This window comes from Paenibacillus sp. KS1 (assembly GCF_001680695.1).
Lineage (GTDB): Bacteria > Bacillota > Bacilli > Paenibacillales > Paenibacillaceae > Paenibacillus_B > Paenibacillus_B suaedae.
Window position 1 is genome coordinate 1 of the sequence record NZ_MAIS01000067.1, and the last position, 17,138, is coordinate 17,138.

General features: G+C 47.9%; 13 protein-coding genes. 5 read left to right on the plus strand and 8 right to left on the minus strand.

The genetic code is table 11. The features are described from left to right. The 4 genes from BBG47_RS19770 to BBG47_RS19785 form a co-directional block, all read right to left on the minus strand. Positions 1-2,719 (minus strand): endo-alpha-N-acetylgalactosaminidase family protein (locus tag BBG47_RS19770; RefSeq protein ID WP_065293142.1); only part of this gene is annotated, 2,719 nt, incomplete at its 3' end. Positions 2,720-2,853: 134 nt separating this feature from the next. Beyond that, entirely contained in the window at positions 2,854-3,660 is an 807-nt protein-coding gene (locus tag BBG47_RS19775; protein WP_065293143.1) for a carbohydrate ABC transporter permease, read from the minus strand. After that, positions 3,657-4,535: a carbohydrate ABC transporter permease gene (locus BBG47_RS19780; RefSeq protein WP_083189482.1), complete on the minus strand. Its 879-nt coding sequence runs from the start codon at positions 4,533-4,535 to the stop codon at positions 3,657-3,659. Before BBG47_RS19780 ends, BBG47_RS19775 begins: the two co-directional genes overlap by 4 nt. 142 nt (positions 4,536-4,677) lie before the next feature. Next, complete coding sequence (locus tag BBG47_RS19785) at positions 4,678-5,997, minus strand: ABC transporter substrate-binding protein (RefSeq protein ID WP_175400588.1); 1,320 nt, start codon at positions 5,995-5,997, stop codon at positions 4,678-4,680. Between the two features lie 187 nt (positions 5,998-6,184). Between BBG47_RS19785 and BBG47_RS19790 the strand changes: the two genes are divergently transcribed. The 3 genes from BBG47_RS19790 to BBG47_RS19800 all read left to right on the plus strand — a co-directional run bounded on the left by BBG47_RS19790 (position 6,185) and on the right by BBG47_RS19800 (position 11,026). Next, positions 6,185-7,921 (plus strand): cache domain-containing sensor histidine kinase, encoded by a 1,737-nt coding sequence (locus tag BBG47_RS19790; RefSeq protein ID WP_065293144.1) that lies wholly within the window; start codon positions 6,185-6,187, stop codon positions 7,919-7,921. Next, the gene (locus BBG47_RS19795) at positions 7,918-9,411 is read left to right on the plus strand and encodes a response regulator (RefSeq protein WP_065293145.1); all 1,494 of its coding nucleotides are present in this window, start codon (positions 7,918-7,920) and stop codon (positions 9,409-9,411) included. The genes BBG47_RS19790 and BBG47_RS19795 overlap by 4 nt, the downstream gene beginning before the upstream one ends. Before the next feature lie 151 nt (positions 9,412-9,562). Then, positions 9,563-11,026, plus strand: a complete 1,464-nt coding sequence (locus BBG47_RS19800; RefSeq protein WP_065293146.1) for a stalk domain-containing protein — start codon at positions 9,563-9,565, stop codon at positions 11,024-11,026. 152 nt (positions 11,027-11,178) lie between these two features. On the opposite strand, the gene BBG47_RS19805 is transcribed toward BBG47_RS19800, so the two are convergent. Then, complete coding sequence (locus BBG47_RS19805) at positions 11,179-12,234, minus strand: LLM class flavin-dependent oxidoreductase (protein WP_021257802.1); 1,056 nt, start codon at positions 12,232-12,234, stop codon at positions 11,179-11,181. Between the two features lie 361 nt (positions 12,235-12,595). On the opposite strand from BBG47_RS19805, the gene BBG47_RS19810 reads away from it, so the two are divergent. Beyond that, positions 12,596-13,849, plus strand: coding sequence for a M48 family metallopeptidase (locus BBG47_RS19810; protein ID WP_065293147.1), 1,254 nt, complete (start codon positions 12,596-12,598; stop codon positions 13,847-13,849). Positions 13,850-14,041: 192 nt separating this feature from the next. Next, on the plus strand, positions 14,042-14,572 hold the full coding sequence (locus BBG47_RS30030) for a nucleotidyltransferase domain-containing protein (RefSeq protein WP_065293148.1): 531 nt from the start codon (positions 14,042-14,044) through the stop codon (positions 14,570-14,572). Here BBG47_RS30030 and BBG47_RS29070 read toward each other — a convergent pair. From BBG47_RS29070 to pdxR, 3 genes are all read right to left on the minus strand, one after another. Then, on the minus strand, positions 14,483-14,719 hold the full coding sequence (locus tag BBG47_RS29070; RefSeq protein ID WP_083189480.1) for an aspartyl-phosphate phosphatase Spo0E family protein: 237 nt from the start codon (positions 14,717-14,719) through the stop codon (positions 14,483-14,485). The genes BBG47_RS30030 and BBG47_RS29070 overlap by 90 nt on opposite strands. Before the next feature lie 287 nt (positions 14,720-15,006). Further along, positions 15,007-15,360, minus strand: coding sequence for a hypothetical protein (locus BBG47_RS19820; RefSeq protein WP_065293149.1), 354 nt, complete (start codon positions 15,358-15,360; stop codon positions 15,007-15,009). A gap of 166 nt (positions 15,361-15,526) precedes the next feature. After that, the gene (gene pdxR / locus BBG47_RS19825; protein WP_065293150.1) at positions 15,527-17,011 is read right to left on the minus strand and encodes a MocR-like pyridoxine biosynthesis transcription factor PdxR; all 1,485 of its coding nucleotides are present in this window, start codon (positions 17,009-17,011) and stop codon (positions 15,527-15,529) included. Positions 17,012-17,138: the final 127 nt, after the last annotated feature.

Here is a 17,138-nt window from a genome sequence, read left to right on the forward strand (position 1 = left end):
CCGAATACGTCGCTGTGACGACTGACGGCAACACTGGAAGCTTCCCGACTTCCGTATTCACAACTACCGGAGCAACACTGATAATGTGAGGCTCTCCAGCTATGATGACAGGGATTGCTGCCGTCTCAGCCGTTACGCCATCATAATTTCGAGTCACTTGCAAAATAAGATGAACGATCTGATCCGCAGTTAGACGTACAATCGTACCATCCGGCTGAATAGCCATCTCGTTGTCCGACGATTTGATCGAAACCGTGAAGCCTTGCGGTACAGAAGGAAGCGTTACGTACTTATCGTTTTTCCCAGGTGGCTGGATGGAGGTAATCCAGTCTGCAATCACGTGTGGTGTAATGGATTTCACAATAATCGATCCCATGTCAGGGGCATATTCCGTCGTATTATATAAGGTAATCGAGTTCAAGCCTTTCTTCAGCACAATCTGAATGGTTTTGAGCTGTGCTTTATTCCAATCCGTCCCCGTCAATGGTACTTCGATACCTTGCTCCTCATTCGCCCGCATGAACACCGAACGAGGTGCGGCAGTTGCATACTCGATCTGCAATTCATAGACGCCATCCCCAGGCACGTTGACTTGTTGGAAAGTAACGGTGTTGTTGTTTCCAGCAGGCCCGCCGACAAATCCAACCACACTCCCGGTCATAAACGCGCCATTGCTTCGCAGTACCGCATTTCCTGTCAATACGGCATTCCTCGCATCATACACGTCGTTAATATTCACAACACTTCCTGCCGGAACGATAACAGGGATTGCAGCCGTATTGGTACTCACACCGTCAGCCTTCCGCTTTACTTGGAAGATAAGCATAACTTCTTCCGCTTGGCTCGTTGGCGAGATGAGTCCAGTATGATCAATAATATCTGGACGCTTCGATTCAAGCAGCTCGATCTCATAGCCCTCCGGCACTGGTGGCAGCGTTAAACGAGTCGCATTCTTCGCAGGCGCTGGAACTGACTTCAATCCCGCAGCGATTGTCTGTATCGGATCCAATGGTTCCTGATTCGCTGGCGTAATGGAAACCGCTGACCCCGCTGCTAAGGATAATGTGACGGCTCCCCCAGCAGTCGCCAGCCCTGGCTCGATCAATCTCGGCAAGCCCAAGCCGATCTCGAATACGTCAACCGCCTGCACGCCCGACCATCCAGCAGGCAGCTTCCAGCTTCTATCCTTGTAGCCATCCTGGCTGAATGCGATAATCTCCAGCTTATCCTTACGCCATAAGGCAGGTACGAACATCTCTGTACCGTTGGCAATCGTTACATCGCCGTGCTTCACGACGCGTTTGCCGTTCTGCTTGGAGCTCGTCACTCCATCTGAAAATTGCACAGTGTCCGTTGCGCCATCGTAACTTAGGCGTTCGTACTGATTGAGATACTGCCAGAGCAATGTTGTCGTACTGAATTCCTGCAAAAATCCCGTCAGCCTCACCTTGTCTTTTTTGACAATGTCTTCGCCATGCATGCTCGTGCCGAACAGCTCATTGCCGCCTTTTCCACCGACAGCAAGCGCTGCTGGCAGCTTCATCTGACTGTCGATCGAACGCCAATCCGCCCACCACGCCATCGGCTGCAGACCGAATAACGGGTCACCGCGGTAGCCATGGAAATACTCACTCGTAACGTCCATTCCTTTATCACGCCAATAACGCATAATCTTTTTCTGAGTTTCACTCTCCTGGCGATACGTTGTCTTATGATATGGATCTGCATTACCAACGGAAGGAGCCCACTCTACTGGACTCGTTACGAATGCATCGATATGAATCGTCTTCCCTCGAAGCAGCTGAGGGATCTTGGCAAGCAAGTCATCGATATTGCGTTGGAATACTCCTGCTCCCCAAGCACGTGTTAGATTAATTTTATAACTCTGGCCACTTACCCAATGGCCTCCCTTTATAAGCTCACCGTTCTCTTCCTTGCGAATGAGATCCTTATTGACGAATTCCTCCCATTGCGGGCTATCTTGATAGGCGTCCGTCATATTGATGTGGAAGCTGATCGTCGTATTGTACTTCTCCGCCTCATCCATGAACCATTTCAGGCTGTCCAGTGCAGTAGCATCACCTGGTCGCTTCAGCTTCGGATTGACGACGTTCCAATCTGGATACTTCGAATCATGGCCATCATGCTGCCAGCCAACCAAATAAATAATTTTCGGCATGCCGCGCGTCAAGTGATCCATCTTCTTGATTGCTTCCAGCGCTTCATCCAGCGTTAATTCTATTTTCCCGTTGTCTCCCAAATAGAGCTTCATCGTTAATGTGCCAGTGTAATCTCGCAAAAATGGCCGCGCAGGCTCAGGCTTGATCGTCAGCTTCAATGTATCTGTCAAGCGAATACCGTCTCTAACTACTTCCACGCCGATCTGGACTTCACCAACATCCTGTGTCCCTGCCCTTGCTAGTCCATCATCCCCGATGGTGAACATATCGATAGGAGCGCTATATGCAATTGTCGTCTTTGAATCATGCCGCAAGTCAATCTTACTTCCATCCTTCAACCAGCCAGTCACCTGCAGCTGCGTCACACCGTCCAAAGGCACTGATGTATCGTCAGCGGATAGCTTAACCGATACAAGTGGATTGTCATTATCAGCTGTCCCTTGGGCTTGAATCATACCGCCGGGAGTGAATAAGCCCAACACCATAGCAAGAACAAGCGCTAATGAAGTGATCCTTGCACTCGATTTCTTCCTGAACATGATTAACCCCCTTCACATTCCTAATTGTTGTAGTCTCGTCCTTGTTTGCCTTGATCTTGTTACCTTGATCTTGTAGCCTCTTCCTTGTTGCCTACCTTGACCTTACCTCCTTGCCTTGCTGCCATGCTAACTTGCTAACCTTTAATCGCCCCGTCTACCATCCCTTTCACAAAATATTTTTGGAGAAACAAATAGACAACTGTGAGCGGCAGCATCCCAATAAAGCAGCCCGCAGCGACCCAACTAATGTTGCTATGGAACTGCGAGACAAAGCCCGACAGGGCAACCGGAATCGTCATCATCTCTTTCTTCTGCAAGAAGAACACGGAGAATTGGTAGTCATTCCACACCTGCACACCGATCAAAATGACCACAGTAGCCGTAATTGGCTTCAGCAAAGGGAAAATAATTCGCAGGAAAATTCCGTACCGGCTGCAGCCATCGATCAGCCCCGCCTCGTCCATCTCTCTCGGAACCGTACTAATAAACCCGGTGAACAAAAATATCGTCATCGGCAGCGCAAATGTGACTTGTGTCAGAATAATCGCCCAGTATGTATTGATTCCGCCTACGTCTACGATGAATTTGTACAAAGGTACGAGAATCGTCAATGCGGGGACAATTAAGCATGAGATGCACAGCGTGTATACGAATCGATTCCATTTGGTCTGATGGCGAGCCAGCGGATACGAAGCACACGCACCGATGAACACGACGAGAATAACCGCAGTAACCGTGATAATCCCATTGTTCATAACAGCTCTTCCTAGCTGAGCATCCTGCCATGCATGAATGAAATTATCCACTTGGAGCTGCTGTGAAGGCATCCATTTACTGCTCGTATCTTCTATTGGTTTGAAGGACAGATTGACTAAAATGTAAAAAGGGATGCTGTGAATCAGCACGATGAGTACTAGCGCTATATATTTGGCAATCTTCACACATCCACTTCCTTCCGACGAAGCAGTACAAGTGAGGAAATACTGATGACCGCGATGATGATGAACATCAGATTCCCGAGCGCTGCCGCATATCCCGCATCCTGACGGGCGAAATACAGATTGTACATCATCGTGGACAAAGACTGCGTCGCATAGCCCGGTCCGCCGTTCGTCATCGCTACTATGACGTCAAACAGCTTCAAGCCTCCAATGAGATTAAGCACAATATTGATCGTAATTGCCGGCATAAGCAGCGGAAGCGTAATCCGCATGAATCCGCTCCACCAGCCAGCGCCATCGATATTGGCCGCTTCGTGATACTCTTTCGAAACAGACTGTAAGCCTGCCAAAAAAATAATCATCGCAATGCCCATATACTGATACGTGTTAACTAGGACAATCATCCATACCGCACGCGAGCCGTTCGACAGCCAATCCACGGCCTCTCCGCCAAATAAACGGATCGCATCATTCAGCGCCCCGCCGTCGTACTGAAAGAAGAAGTAGCTGATGTAGCCCATAATTAAGGGGCTGATAATAACGGGAAGGTACACGATCATACGGATGATACCCTTCCCTCTTAACTTCTGATCCAAAAACAAGGCGTAAGCAAGACCCATCACATTTTGAAACAACGTACTCCCGAAGCCGTAAATAAACGTGTTCTGAATCGTCTGGACAATCTTCTTGTCCGACAGCATTAGCCGATATTTGTCGAAGCCTGCCCATGCGTATTGCTGTGAATAGCCGTCCCAATTGGTGAAGGAGATTTTAATACCCTCGATTAGTGGATAGAAAATGAACACGGCAAACAGCACTAGCGCCGGGACGTACATCAGATTGAGTATTCCAGCAGAATGAACCCATCTGACCATGAAGCCCGAACGCAGCTGCACTCGTCCTTCATGCGTGGCTTCCATCTTCGACGGACTTCTAGCCATATGCATCCTCCTAGATGTGAAAAATAAGACCCGCAGCAAGACAGATGCAGCCGCGGGTCGATGAATTGCCTATCTGTTATTTAGCAGCACGTAATCTTTCATATTCCTTTTTCATATTTTCCGAGAATTCTCGAGGTGTAATGCCGCCAGCCAGCAGATCCTGGCCGTTCTTGCACATGACGTCCCACATCCCGTTCGGCAAATACACTCTGTCAAAGTACGGGAACACGCGCAAATCTTTAAACTTCTCAAAATCAGCCGTCAAGCTGCCTGCATCGGTGGCAACACCGTCAAGCCCAGGAGGAAGCGCATTTGCAGCGGCGACCAAGGCTACATTCTCCGGCTTGGCGTAATAGGCCACGAATTTACGAGCCGCATCGCTGTTCGGGGAATCCTTCCACACGCCCCATGTCGTCTTCTCTCCACCTACAAGCGTTGGCGCATCGCCAGCTGCTACCGAATGAATCGGCATCAAGCCTGCTTTCAGATCAGGATTCAGCTTCTTTGCTTCTTCGATGAGGAACGGACCATATATCCCGAATGCAGCTTTTCCTTCTGCGAAGGCTTTAGCGGAATCGCTATATTTCGCAGTCAGCACATCCTTGTTCAAATATCCTTTCTCTTGCAAGGATAGGAACATTTGCGGCAGTGCGTCGAATCGGTTCCAATCAAAGGTTCCGTCGAGCAGTTGTGCTCCATCATTCTTCTCAGGGCTTATAAAAACGGACGTCGCATAGAAATCGAAAAATTGTCCGATCGGCCATGAATCCGCGCCTCCGATATGAATTGGCACGACTTCTCCATTGCTCTTCGTCTTGATTTCTTCCGCGGCCTTCATCAATTCATCCCATGTCATCGGAACCTGTATGCCATACTTCTCCAGCACTGATGAATTGTACACAGGCCCGCCTTTATCTTGATCCATAGGGAGCACGAACACTTTCCCCTGATCGTCGGTTACAGCAGGTTTGATGGAGGCGTTTAGCTTGCTTGCCCATTCTTCGTCCTTCAGGTCAGCTAAGTACGCGCCGTAACGAACCTTGGCCCAACCGTGAGTCGCAAATACATCAGGCAGCTCATTGGATGCCATTTTCATTTTCATAATGTTCTCATACTCCGCACCTGGAGCACTGAAATCCACTTTAATGTCTGGATTGTCTTTCATAAATTGATTGGCGATCTCCTGGAGCACCTTCGCTGGCTCGCCAACCACGTTCGTCATAACCGTAAGATTGACCCCGGTTCCTCCCTTGCTTCCTGCACTCTGACCAGGGTCGCTGCTAGATGCCTTTCCTCCAGCTGCATCCCCGCCCGTACTTCCTGTTCCGCATGCCGCAAGCAGACATGCTGCGATAACAAGCAGTGTGAGCATCTTGAACCAATTGTTCCGTTTCATCTGTATCCCCCTTGCCGACGATATGGTCGTTGATTCCGTTTTCTGTTTAGAAGATACCATTTATGATTGCGCTTTCATATGCTATAAACCTACAATTGATCCGCTCATTTCTACACTGTCGATTTTCGTATTGACGAACCTGCAAGGAGTACCTATCCTTTAACTTAAGTGAAGGAGGCTGGCGATTATGGCTGGATTCAAGTCAATACGATCCAAGCTGACGCTCGTATATGGTCTGACCATTGTCACTCCATTTGTCATATTGGCATTTGTACTCCCCATCTACGCCCAGCATGTGCTCATCAGAGACACGGAGAAGCTGACGGCAGGAACACTGCGTGCTATGGCCAGCAATATCGAGACCTATCTGGATGATTTGGAACGGCTGACGGCTTCCCCCTATCTGAATGACAATGTCATACAGGCGCTGAAGATTATTGCCGACAATGTATATGAACATGCAAGCGCATACACGAAGCTTCAGACGGATCGCGCCTTAACAGGCACATTGCCCAATTACTTAATCAATACCCGCAAAGATATTCTCAGCACGCTCATCATTACGATGAACGGGAAATCCTACCTCACAACCAAGAACAGCAGCATAGACCTCGTTCCCGACTTTCCGTTCCAGTACGAATTATGGTATCAAAAAGCAGTAAAAAGAGATGGGAAGGCTGCATTCATCAGTTCTCATTCGCAGACCTACTTAACGAACCCGTCCAACATTCAGGTATTCTCCGTATCCCGATTAATTAAAAATCCAGAATCCGGTCAGCCGCTCGCGGTCATATCTGCCGATGCAGATACGAATGTACTCGATCAGATCACGAAGGACATTCCATTTAACGTTAGTTCTGTCGTCGCAATTACGGATGACATGGGAAATGTAATCTATTCAGGCAAGCCGCTGACCGAGGAAATGCTCAAACAACTTCAGACCCGAGGGAATGAAGACGTACGGAACACCGGATTCGTGACCGTAACCCAGACTATCAAGCCAGCAAATTGGGAAATCACCGTATTCTTATCCAATGACGAGCTTAAGCAGAAGGTGCATTGGATTTACATCACGGCAGCACTCATTTCGATTGGCGGCCTCATTGTCACTTTTTTCGTATTCCGCTACTCATCGCAATGGATCGTCAAACCGATCACGCAGATGAAAGAAGTGATGACGAAAGTGCGCAATGGCAATTTGCAGGCGCGTTATGAAGGGGCAGGATCAGACGAGCTGTCTTACCTGGGTCATTCACTAAATAAAATGGTCATCCAACTCGATGAGCTCATTAATCGCGAATATAAAGCGGTTCTGGCACAGCAGCATGCAGAATATCGAGCCTTGCAATCGCAAATACAGCCCCATTTTCTATACAACGTGCTGTCCGGATTCATCGGATTGAACCGCATCGGCGATACGAAGAGTCTGGAAACGGCCATTATTTCACTGAGCGGCATGCTGCGCTACATTCTAGAGGAAAATCAATGGACAACGGTCGAACACGAATTCAAGTTTCTAACCAAATATGCGCTGCTGCAGCAGCTTCGCTTCCAAGACAGGCTGACGATTCATATTCACTATGATGATGAAGCTGCTGAGTGCCGTATCCCAAAACTGCTCATCCAGCCTCTATTGGAGAATGCCGTCATCCATGGCATTGAACCCGATGATCAAGCGCACACCATTCACGTGTCCGCTTCCATCAAGCAGCAAGACAACGTTCCGCTTATCTGTATCGAGGTACGTGACGACGGTGTTGGATTCGATGCGAAGGCAATGCAATCTCAAGCACATGTTGGTCTTGCCAACGTAAATTCGCGATTGAAGCTCGTCTACCCGAACGCACAACTGAGCATTGTAAGCGAGCCTCATATCGGTACTTGCGTAACGATTCAGATTTCGAAGGAGGACAGCTTATCATGAGGATTTTAGTGGCAGACGACGAGGCCTTGGTAAGAGCCAGTTTGCGCAGCATGCTGGCTGAATTGAACATGACTGTCCACGTCATCGGAGAAGCCCGTAACGGAGAAGAAGCCCTTCGGTATGTGGCAGAGCGGCAGCCAGATCTTGTGTTCGTCGATATTCGGATGCCGAAGTTGAATGGTCTGGAGGTCATCGCGCAGAGTCGGGATAACTCCCCTCATACGAAGTGGATTATCGTAAGCGGCCATTCGGAATTCCAATATGCGAAGGAAGGGCTGCGTCTTGGCGCATGCAATTATTTATTGAAGCCATTCAGTCTCGATGAGCTTCAGGATAGCCTAATCCGTGCGCAGGAAATCCATGATGCACATATCTTGGATCTCAATCGCCAGCTTGAACATGCCATTCTTTCTGGTATGCATGGCAGCAGCGGCAATCAAGCAAACCTATGTCAGCTTGGGGCACGGCGATACAAAGTCAGCGTGTTCTATTTGAACAGCTGTCTCTCTGAGCAAGAGACGCTTTTGTGTCAGCAGCAGTTCCATGAGCAATTGCAGTTGCTCATCCGTAATCAATCTCTTACCACCAGTCTCCATACCGTTGCATTGCCCCTCACTAGCGGTAATCCTGCAATCGTATGGTCATGGCCGGCTGCACATCAACAACATGCGATGGAGCTTCAACAGGAGATGGAGGATGCTGTGCAGCAAATGTGTAAAGATGAGTTTTCCTCCTCTCCTACCATTACTACCATTCAGATCGAAGAGTGTGCGAATCTTCAAGAAGCGGCGCAGAAGGTGGAAGAGCTTCAACGAATCGCTCCCCTTCGCATGCTGTTCCCGATGGAGCGCACTTTGTCACTTCATGACCTACTCGATCTGGATCAGCAGCCTGAATGGCTCTCTGTAAGTCATCACGTTGAGAAAGTAAGCCGATTGTTCCGTCAGCAAGACTATCACGGTTATTCCAAAGCCATCGTGAGCATGGAAAGAGAACTGCGCGGAACACACTTGGCTGATCAATCCCTTATTCATCGGATTCAAGAGTCCATATCCTATTCGATTGGAATATCGATAGACAAGATAGAAGATCAAGAATGCTGGTTTGGGCAATTGAAAAGTCTCGGGGATCAGATGATAATCCAGCCGCCACGTCATGACAGCATGAACAAAGATATCGTACAGCAAGTCGTTGCTTTTGTTGACGAGCACTATATGCATAACATTGGAATGAAGCAAATCGCTGATATGTTCCATGTGACGCCGAATTATTTAAGCAGCTTATTTCATAAGAAGCATGGCATACCATTTCTGAAATATGTAACGGAAACAAGAATGTTGAAAGCGAAGGAGCTGCTGCTCAAGGAGCCTCATCTTAAAGTGCAGGAGGTTGCCGAAGCCGTCGGTTATTACAGTGCACGCCATTTTGCCAAGCTGTTCCGGGACTATTATGAGTGCTATCCATCAGAGCTTAAAGAACAGGGAAAATGAAGAAGATACGAGTTAAGTTAATGAAAATAAATCTGCCGGAGAAAAAATTCCATGTTAACAATAACAAATTGGCAACTTTATACGAATTTGGATCGTTAATATATTGATCTACTATATTACTCAATCCCTCTTATTAGGAAGGAGAAAACGTATGCAACCGTCCATTACACGCGACTCTCTTACTCACACGTCCTCATCACGACACAAACATACCTTTCGATTGCTGTCTGTCGCTCTCACATTTATGATCCTCTTCACCGCATCGCTAACACCGACTGCCCGTGCTGCCTCAGCATCCAACTCTACAAAAGAATCACTGCCAAAATTCATACAAGTCGAGGGCGGATATTATTATTCCATCGCGCTGCGCAGTGACGGATCAGTATGGGCTTGGGGCCGCAATCTCACTGGGGAATTGGGCATCCAAGAAACAGTGACCACTTACGACTCCTATCCGATTCGACTATTTGAACTGACAGACATCCGTCATATCTCAACAAGCGGAGACGGATATCACTTGGCCACGAAAGCGGATGGAACCGTATGGACATGGGGTGCTGCAGGAGATTCTAAAGACGCTCGACAGCATTCCATCCTGCCGCATCCGATTCAAGGCATTAAGCATGCTGTCTCCACAACCGCAACATCCAATAGGGGTGCAGCAGTTCTCAATGACGGAACGGTATGGTACTGGCCTCGTGCAAAAGGAACAGAGACAGCTCCTGTGAAGCCCGTGCAAGTGAAAGGCTTATCCGAAGTCGTTCAAATTGAAGCCTCCGCAGAAAAAATATATGCAGTGAAAAAAGATGGTACCGTGTGGAGTTGGTCAGACGCAGCAAAACCAACAAAAATCCAAGGACTATCTGATATTCGCATGATCTCCTCCGGTTATTCTCTGCTTGCTCTGAACAAGAAGGGAAAGGTCTGGAGAGTAAAGGAACAAAAAAAGCCTGTCGCCGTTCAGCCCCAGCTGACGATAAAATCGATTCGCACTTATGACGATTACGAACTATTATTAACGACTTCCGGTGAAGTGTACAGCTATGGAGGACGAACACCGACTGGAAAGCAAGGAAAAGTAAACGGTTTGCCTAAAGTTACGGCGATAGCCGCAGGGGCATTCCACAGTCAAGCCATAGCGGAAGATGGGAACGTATGGGGCTGGGGTGGAAATATGTTTTCTTCGATCGGGACAACGAAGAACTTTAAAGACAATATGGTCTATAGCCCTGTTCCTGTAGAACGTACGGCAGACATTTACGTCAATGGCAAGCTCATCAACTCCAGGTATCCTTCTTTCATTCAAACCAATACCGTGCTTCTCCCCGCAGCGACAGTCGCGGCGGCACTCGGTACGAAGCTGCAGTTCAACGCGGAATACGGTGTTGCAATGCCTTACTCTATAACGTATAAGAGCCGAACGTTGTCCTTCGGATATGAACAAGATCGCATTGTTTATGACGGTGGGTTCATTGATCGTGAGAAACCGTTAGTCGGTGCAACTGGTACTACCTCCATACCTTATCAGTTGTTAGAAAAAGGACTTGGTCTTCATGTGACCTGGAATCCCAAACTGCTGCAAATTCATATCGACGAAGTATCATCTAACAAATGATTTCCAAAACTGATGGCATCAATGGCTGATTCAAATGAACAAGCATGCATTTCCATAAACCTACATATGTATTGGCTGGGTTACGAGAAACTACGGTTAGAAACGATAAAAAAGACACTGCCTCATTCGGGCAGCGTCTTCTCGCATCCAGCTCAACCTTGATTTTGTTCCCATCGAGCCACTTCTTCTCTGACACGAGGCGCTACTTCTGTTCCGAACAGCCGTATCGCTTCCATAACCTCTTCGTGAGGCATAGTGCCATGCGGCATATGCAGCATGAATCGCGTAACCCCTACGTGCTTACGGAGCTCGATAATTTTTTGGGCTACCGTCTCGGGATCGCCAACATAGAGAGCACCCTCAGGGCTGCAAGCCGCGTCGTAATTCGCTCTCGTATAAGGAGGCGCTCCTTTTTCCTTCGCTCTCACATTCGTTCTTGCAAATGTGGACGGGAAGAACGTCTCGATTGCTTGCTTCTGCTCCTTCGCGACAAATCCATGAGAATGCGAAGCAATCGTTAGACGGCTTACATCGTGGCCTGCTTCCGCAGCAGCTTTCTTGTATAGTTCAGCCTGAGATGCATAATCAAGCGGCTTCACTGGTCCGATGATCGCCAAAACGAATGGAAGTCCCATCTTCCCTGCTCTGACCGCGGATTCCGGACTTCCTGCGCTTCCAATCCACACTGGCAAATGCTCCTGCACAGGACGCGGATAGATGCCTAGTTCATGAATCGCAGGGCGATGCTTCCCGCTCCAGCTTACCTTCTCCGACTTCTGAATCTGCAGCAGCAAATCCAGCTTCTCATCGAACAGCTCTTCATAATCGTTCAGATCACAACCGAACAAAGGGAATGATTCCAGAAACGAACCGCGACCAACCATAATTTCTGCACGACCATTAGAGAGGCCATCCACAGTTGCAAAGTCTTGAAATACACGCACAGGATCGGTAGACGACAGGATCGTCACTGCGCTTGTCAGCCGAATTCTTGTCGTCTGAGTTGCTGCTGCAGCTAATACAACCGCAGGAGAGGATGCCGCAAAGTCCGGACGATGATGCTCCCCTATCCCATATACATCCAGCCCTACCTGATCTGCGAGGATCATCTCCTCGACCACCTGCCGCAGCCGCTCTGCGTGGCTAATCGTGATTCCGGTATTCACATCAGGCGTAGTCTCAACAAACGTGCTTATACCTAGTTCCACTATCCATTTCCTCTTTTCCATTGATGTTCGTGTCGATGTTCATGTTCATATTTACGCACATAGTAGACGGTATATTAATTTATCACTTATTTTCATGATTTCATAGGTTGGAAATGGGATTTCCATTTATTCTCTGTATATAAAAAAGAAATCAAGTTCCATCGTACATGGAACCCTGAATGGCAGCGGCACTATATTCATGAAGAAACGCAGCATCGTTAAGTTTTATTATGACAGAACTATAATGCTGATCAGGCGTCAGATTGCCCCTCCCTAATTTCCCATGCGATTCACGTTTTGGTGTCATTTACCGATACATGATAAGGAAGCTTTTATGAATCCATCATGTTGGAGTGAGAAAATGACCAATCAAACGACGGAATACTGCCCGGAATGCGGGCACAAAATGGAATCCGTGCCGGGGTATGTTACCTGGTGCGAGGAATGCAATTGGAACATCGATCCGGACTGGCGCCCCATCTCTTCACTAGGCCTTGTGGAACGGCTCAATTACCGCATGGGAGTCAAAAAATCACAGCTATTGCTTGAGGAGAATCTGCATACCGATCGGATTACGTATCCCTTAACCTGGCGTAAAGCGCTCGCTTATTTGTTAGCCGGAAGTATCCTTGCAGGTACCTTCAGTCTACCGATTATTGCGGTGTATTGGTTTTTTTATAGTAATTCGTTATTGCTTACTATGCTTGCCATTGTCCCGTTTCTACTATTCACCGACTTAATGCTGCCCTCCAGGTGGAGACTGTCGGGCCAGCCTCTGCGGCGGGAGGAATATCCCGGATTGTATCGTCTCGCCGATGACATTGCCGCAGCCGTTCAAGCACCGCCGATCGACGAGATTCGGATGACGAATTCATACAATGCGTACTTTACCAAGTTCGGCCGGCGCCGAACCAAGATCATCGGGATTGGAGTACCTCTATTTTCGGCATTGAGCCTATCAGAGAAGATCGCAATCCTCGCCCACGAGACCACGCATCATGCGCATAAGGATGTGACCCGTTCCTGGTTTATCGTGTCAGCGAGGCGAATTATGGCTTCGTGGTACGAGTTCGTATATCCATACTGCGAAGAAGGAGAAGTGCTCAGGCCTATATCCACACCGATGCGATATGCCCAGTTGCAGCTGGCCAATCTGATTTTCATCCTGTATTACGGCCTCGGTATTACGGTCTGGGATGAGAGCCAGCGCGCCGAGTATTTGGCCGACCGAGTCGCGGGCGAGATTGCAGGAACAGATGCCGCATGCTCGGCCTTAAGCAAATCTCACTTTGCTCCCGTATTCTGGCTGACGGCTGAACAAATCGCACGCTACCGCTTTAATTCGGATTTGTTCGGGGAATTCCGCCAAAAGATGGAGCATGTCCCCGCAAGCGAGCAGAAACGAATCCAACGGATTCGCGATTCCATCACTGTACAATTGGATTCCACTCATCCGCCGACACCGTACAGATTACAGAGTCTACAGCATCATCAAGTACTGACACCGCGATATGTGCCTGACAGCAACCTGAAAAATCAGCTGGAAGAAGAGTTCGCACGCCTGGAGGAAATAAGCCAGCGCTACTTGCTGAATGATATTCGGGCGGCGTTATGATGGAGCTCGCTATGAGTAGATAATAGTAAATAGATGCAAATATCTCAGCCCTTTCGATTTCTATGAGGAAGCCAAAGGGCTCTGTTCCCAGCTACACCCATTATCAACGTCCTTGCACTGATCTCTCCTTCGAACTACAATCGAAAGAGCATCCGTACTCTTTACACTACTAGATTGAGAGAAGGTCCATCTATGAATGACAAGAGCAAAGAGCTATTGCAGCAAGCCTATATACATGCCAATGAGCTATCCAGACACCCTGTCCTCTCTCACTACTGGAATCAATGTTCACTTGTCGTGAAGGGCAGTGTATCCCGTGGCAATTGCGATCAATATTCGGATATTGATTTTGTGTTCTTCTGTGACGAAGATGTTCGGCAAGCGATTATCATCGGATATCGGGAAGCAGGTTTAAGCACGACAAAAGATAACGCATTCCAACCGATTGGAGATTGGGAGGGCCATTATCACTTTGAGTCGTTCACTATGTTAGAAGGATATTACGGGGAAAATAACTATCCGCAAGTGTGGGAATTCCAGCAGGCGATCCCTATTCATGATCCTGAGTCACGATTCAAGCATACAATTGCGCAGCAATCTGCGCACTTCGACAGCAGTTTGAGGATGTACGTACTACTCCGCCATCGACTCTTTCCTCTGCTTCTGAGCAGGTACAGCAGAGGTAGAAGTAGAAGCGAACAATCGTTTTTTTTGATAATCTAGCAAATACACATCTAATTCCTGACTAATCCTCACAACCTCATCATCTTTGAAATCGTTCTTTTCATTGACAATCGAAATAAGTTGCTTTTTAAGTCGTTCGATTTTCTCAAGCATTTGAAGATCATGGGGGAAGTGAAGATAACACATTATGAATCACCTCGCATAATCGGTGTGTAAATGAAGAACATCCCGAATGCTGATTGCAAATCTAGCAACCTACTAACCTTCTCCATGTTGTCCACTCTATCGATGACGCTCATATATTTCGTTTCTTCTTATACGTTGAATATATGTAAAATGTTTCCTGAAAAATAAATAAATTTCGATTTTCATATACATTCCCTCCATGAGCATCGTTTGCTCCATACAGCAAAAAGACATCGACAGTATCCTTGCTTTGCCGATGCCCTCTACTTCGATTTTCCCGAAATCAATTACTTTTTATCCACATGAAGCAATACCTTCGGATGCACGCTGTACGTGTCTGAAATGCTCTCATCTGAAATGACACCCAGTTGTATCAAGCTCTTTATCTTCGCAGTATCCGGCTTGGACAGCAAGCGCCATACTTCCGGGTCAGGCAGAGCCGCATACAGCTTGACATCATCATATTGTCTATACTGTTGCTGAACCAGCCTCACATGGAAATTGCCTACGTCTATCTCTGACTCTCCCTGCTCTTCACAGTATTGAATAATATCGCTTCGCAGCGCCGACAGCTCATCCTCAATTTCCTTTTGCTGCTGCTTCAGCTTATAATATCTCTTTATCTTCTCATTCTCGATCATTGGATCACGCTCCCTCCTTGCACTGTATGCAGGGTGAATCCGATCTAAGACCGTGTAACCCGGAAAGCGTAAAATTCGATTCGCACACAAGGGAAGACAATCTGTTCGTTCTCCTCAATACTTTGCGCTATCTATTCTGTCTGCTAAACTGACACTTCACTTGCCTTCATCCTTCCACCACCAAACTCGCCCAAACCTCCTTCATCTTCATAACCCCATAAATTATGTCGTCTTCAGACATTCGAGGGAAATAAAAGTACGCACCATACTGATTCACACCTTCACCAGTTTCTTCCTGAATGCAGGTATCAGACCAGTAAATGCCTTCTTCCGAGCACTTTGTACGAAACGTGACATATTGCTCTATGCTGCCTCGCCACCATCCGAAAATGCTTAATCCGGCATCCGCTTCGATCCAATGGAACAAGTGCGATACATGTGCCGTCAACAGATCCTGCAGCAGCTTGAACTTCTTCCCATACACCCGCTTCATTCTTCGTAGATGCCGTTCATATTGGCCATTGTGCATCCAAGAAGCCAACGTGCGCTGCTCCAGCAAGTTGCTCGGATTCGGCTCGAATACCCCCTTCGCTTTAGCGAACACGGAGACGAGCGATGTCGGCACAACCGCATAACCGATGCGTATATGTGGGAGCAGCGTGTTGCTGAAGCTTCCGATATAGATGACTCGACCCTCACTATCTAACACTTTCAACGGCTCCAGCGATTTGCCCCGATGACGGAACACGCTGTCATAATCGTCTTCTAGAATGAGCGCATTGTTCTCCGAAGCCCAAGCGAGCAGTTGCTGACGGCGCTCCATTGTCAACACAGCCCCTGTCGGAAACTGGCGGTTAGGCGTCACAAGAAGCAGCTTAGCCTGCCAATCATGCGGTATTATTCCCTGTCCATCAATAGGTGCATGAACACAGCTCGCCCCTAGCGTCTGGAAGATATGTATTGCTCCCGTATATCCCGGATTCTCAACAACTACGCGATCCCCAGGATTAATGAACAACTGTGCCGTCAAAGCGAGTGCCTGCTTCGAACCATTGAACACAATAACCTGACTCGGCTCAGCAGCTATGCCCCGTGCTCGTCTTATATATTGGGCAATACTGTCTCTAAGCCTATCATCGCCTAATGTGGACACCAATCGGTTCATTCGGTCACTACTGTGCAGCAATCTGGCCTGCGCATACAAGCTGCGATTCCACTCTTTATCTGGAAACCATTGTGTACCAGGACCGAACTCTTTGAAATTCGCTACTCTCAAGCCGGCCTTGATGCGCATTCCGCTATTTTCATCTCGCCGTTCCTCGATCTCCTTCAGACGCATCCCCCAGTCGGACAATACGTTCAGCTCTTGACAGGGAGTATCAGTTCCTCTCTTGGTTGAGGGCTGGAACGCAACAAAGGTTCCCTTTCCCACCCCGCTTGAAATATAACCTTCAGCAGACAACATATCGTACACCTCATTGACAGTTCCCCGAGATAGCCCGAATAGGGCAGCCATTTCCCGGCTCGATGGCAGTCTTGTATCCTTTACAAATACTTGTGAGGCAATGGAATCTCGGATGGCATGATACAGTGCGAGGCGTTTAGATGGATATTGTTCCAGATAGGAATGGTAAGGGATGTGGAATTGCATAAACTCATCCTCCGTGACAAATGGTCTAGTAAAACTAATCTAAATTGGATCTTTTTCATTGTCAATTCATAAGGTAAGCTGATTACTACACAAACAAGATCGAATGGAGTAATCGGAGGAGGTCGTT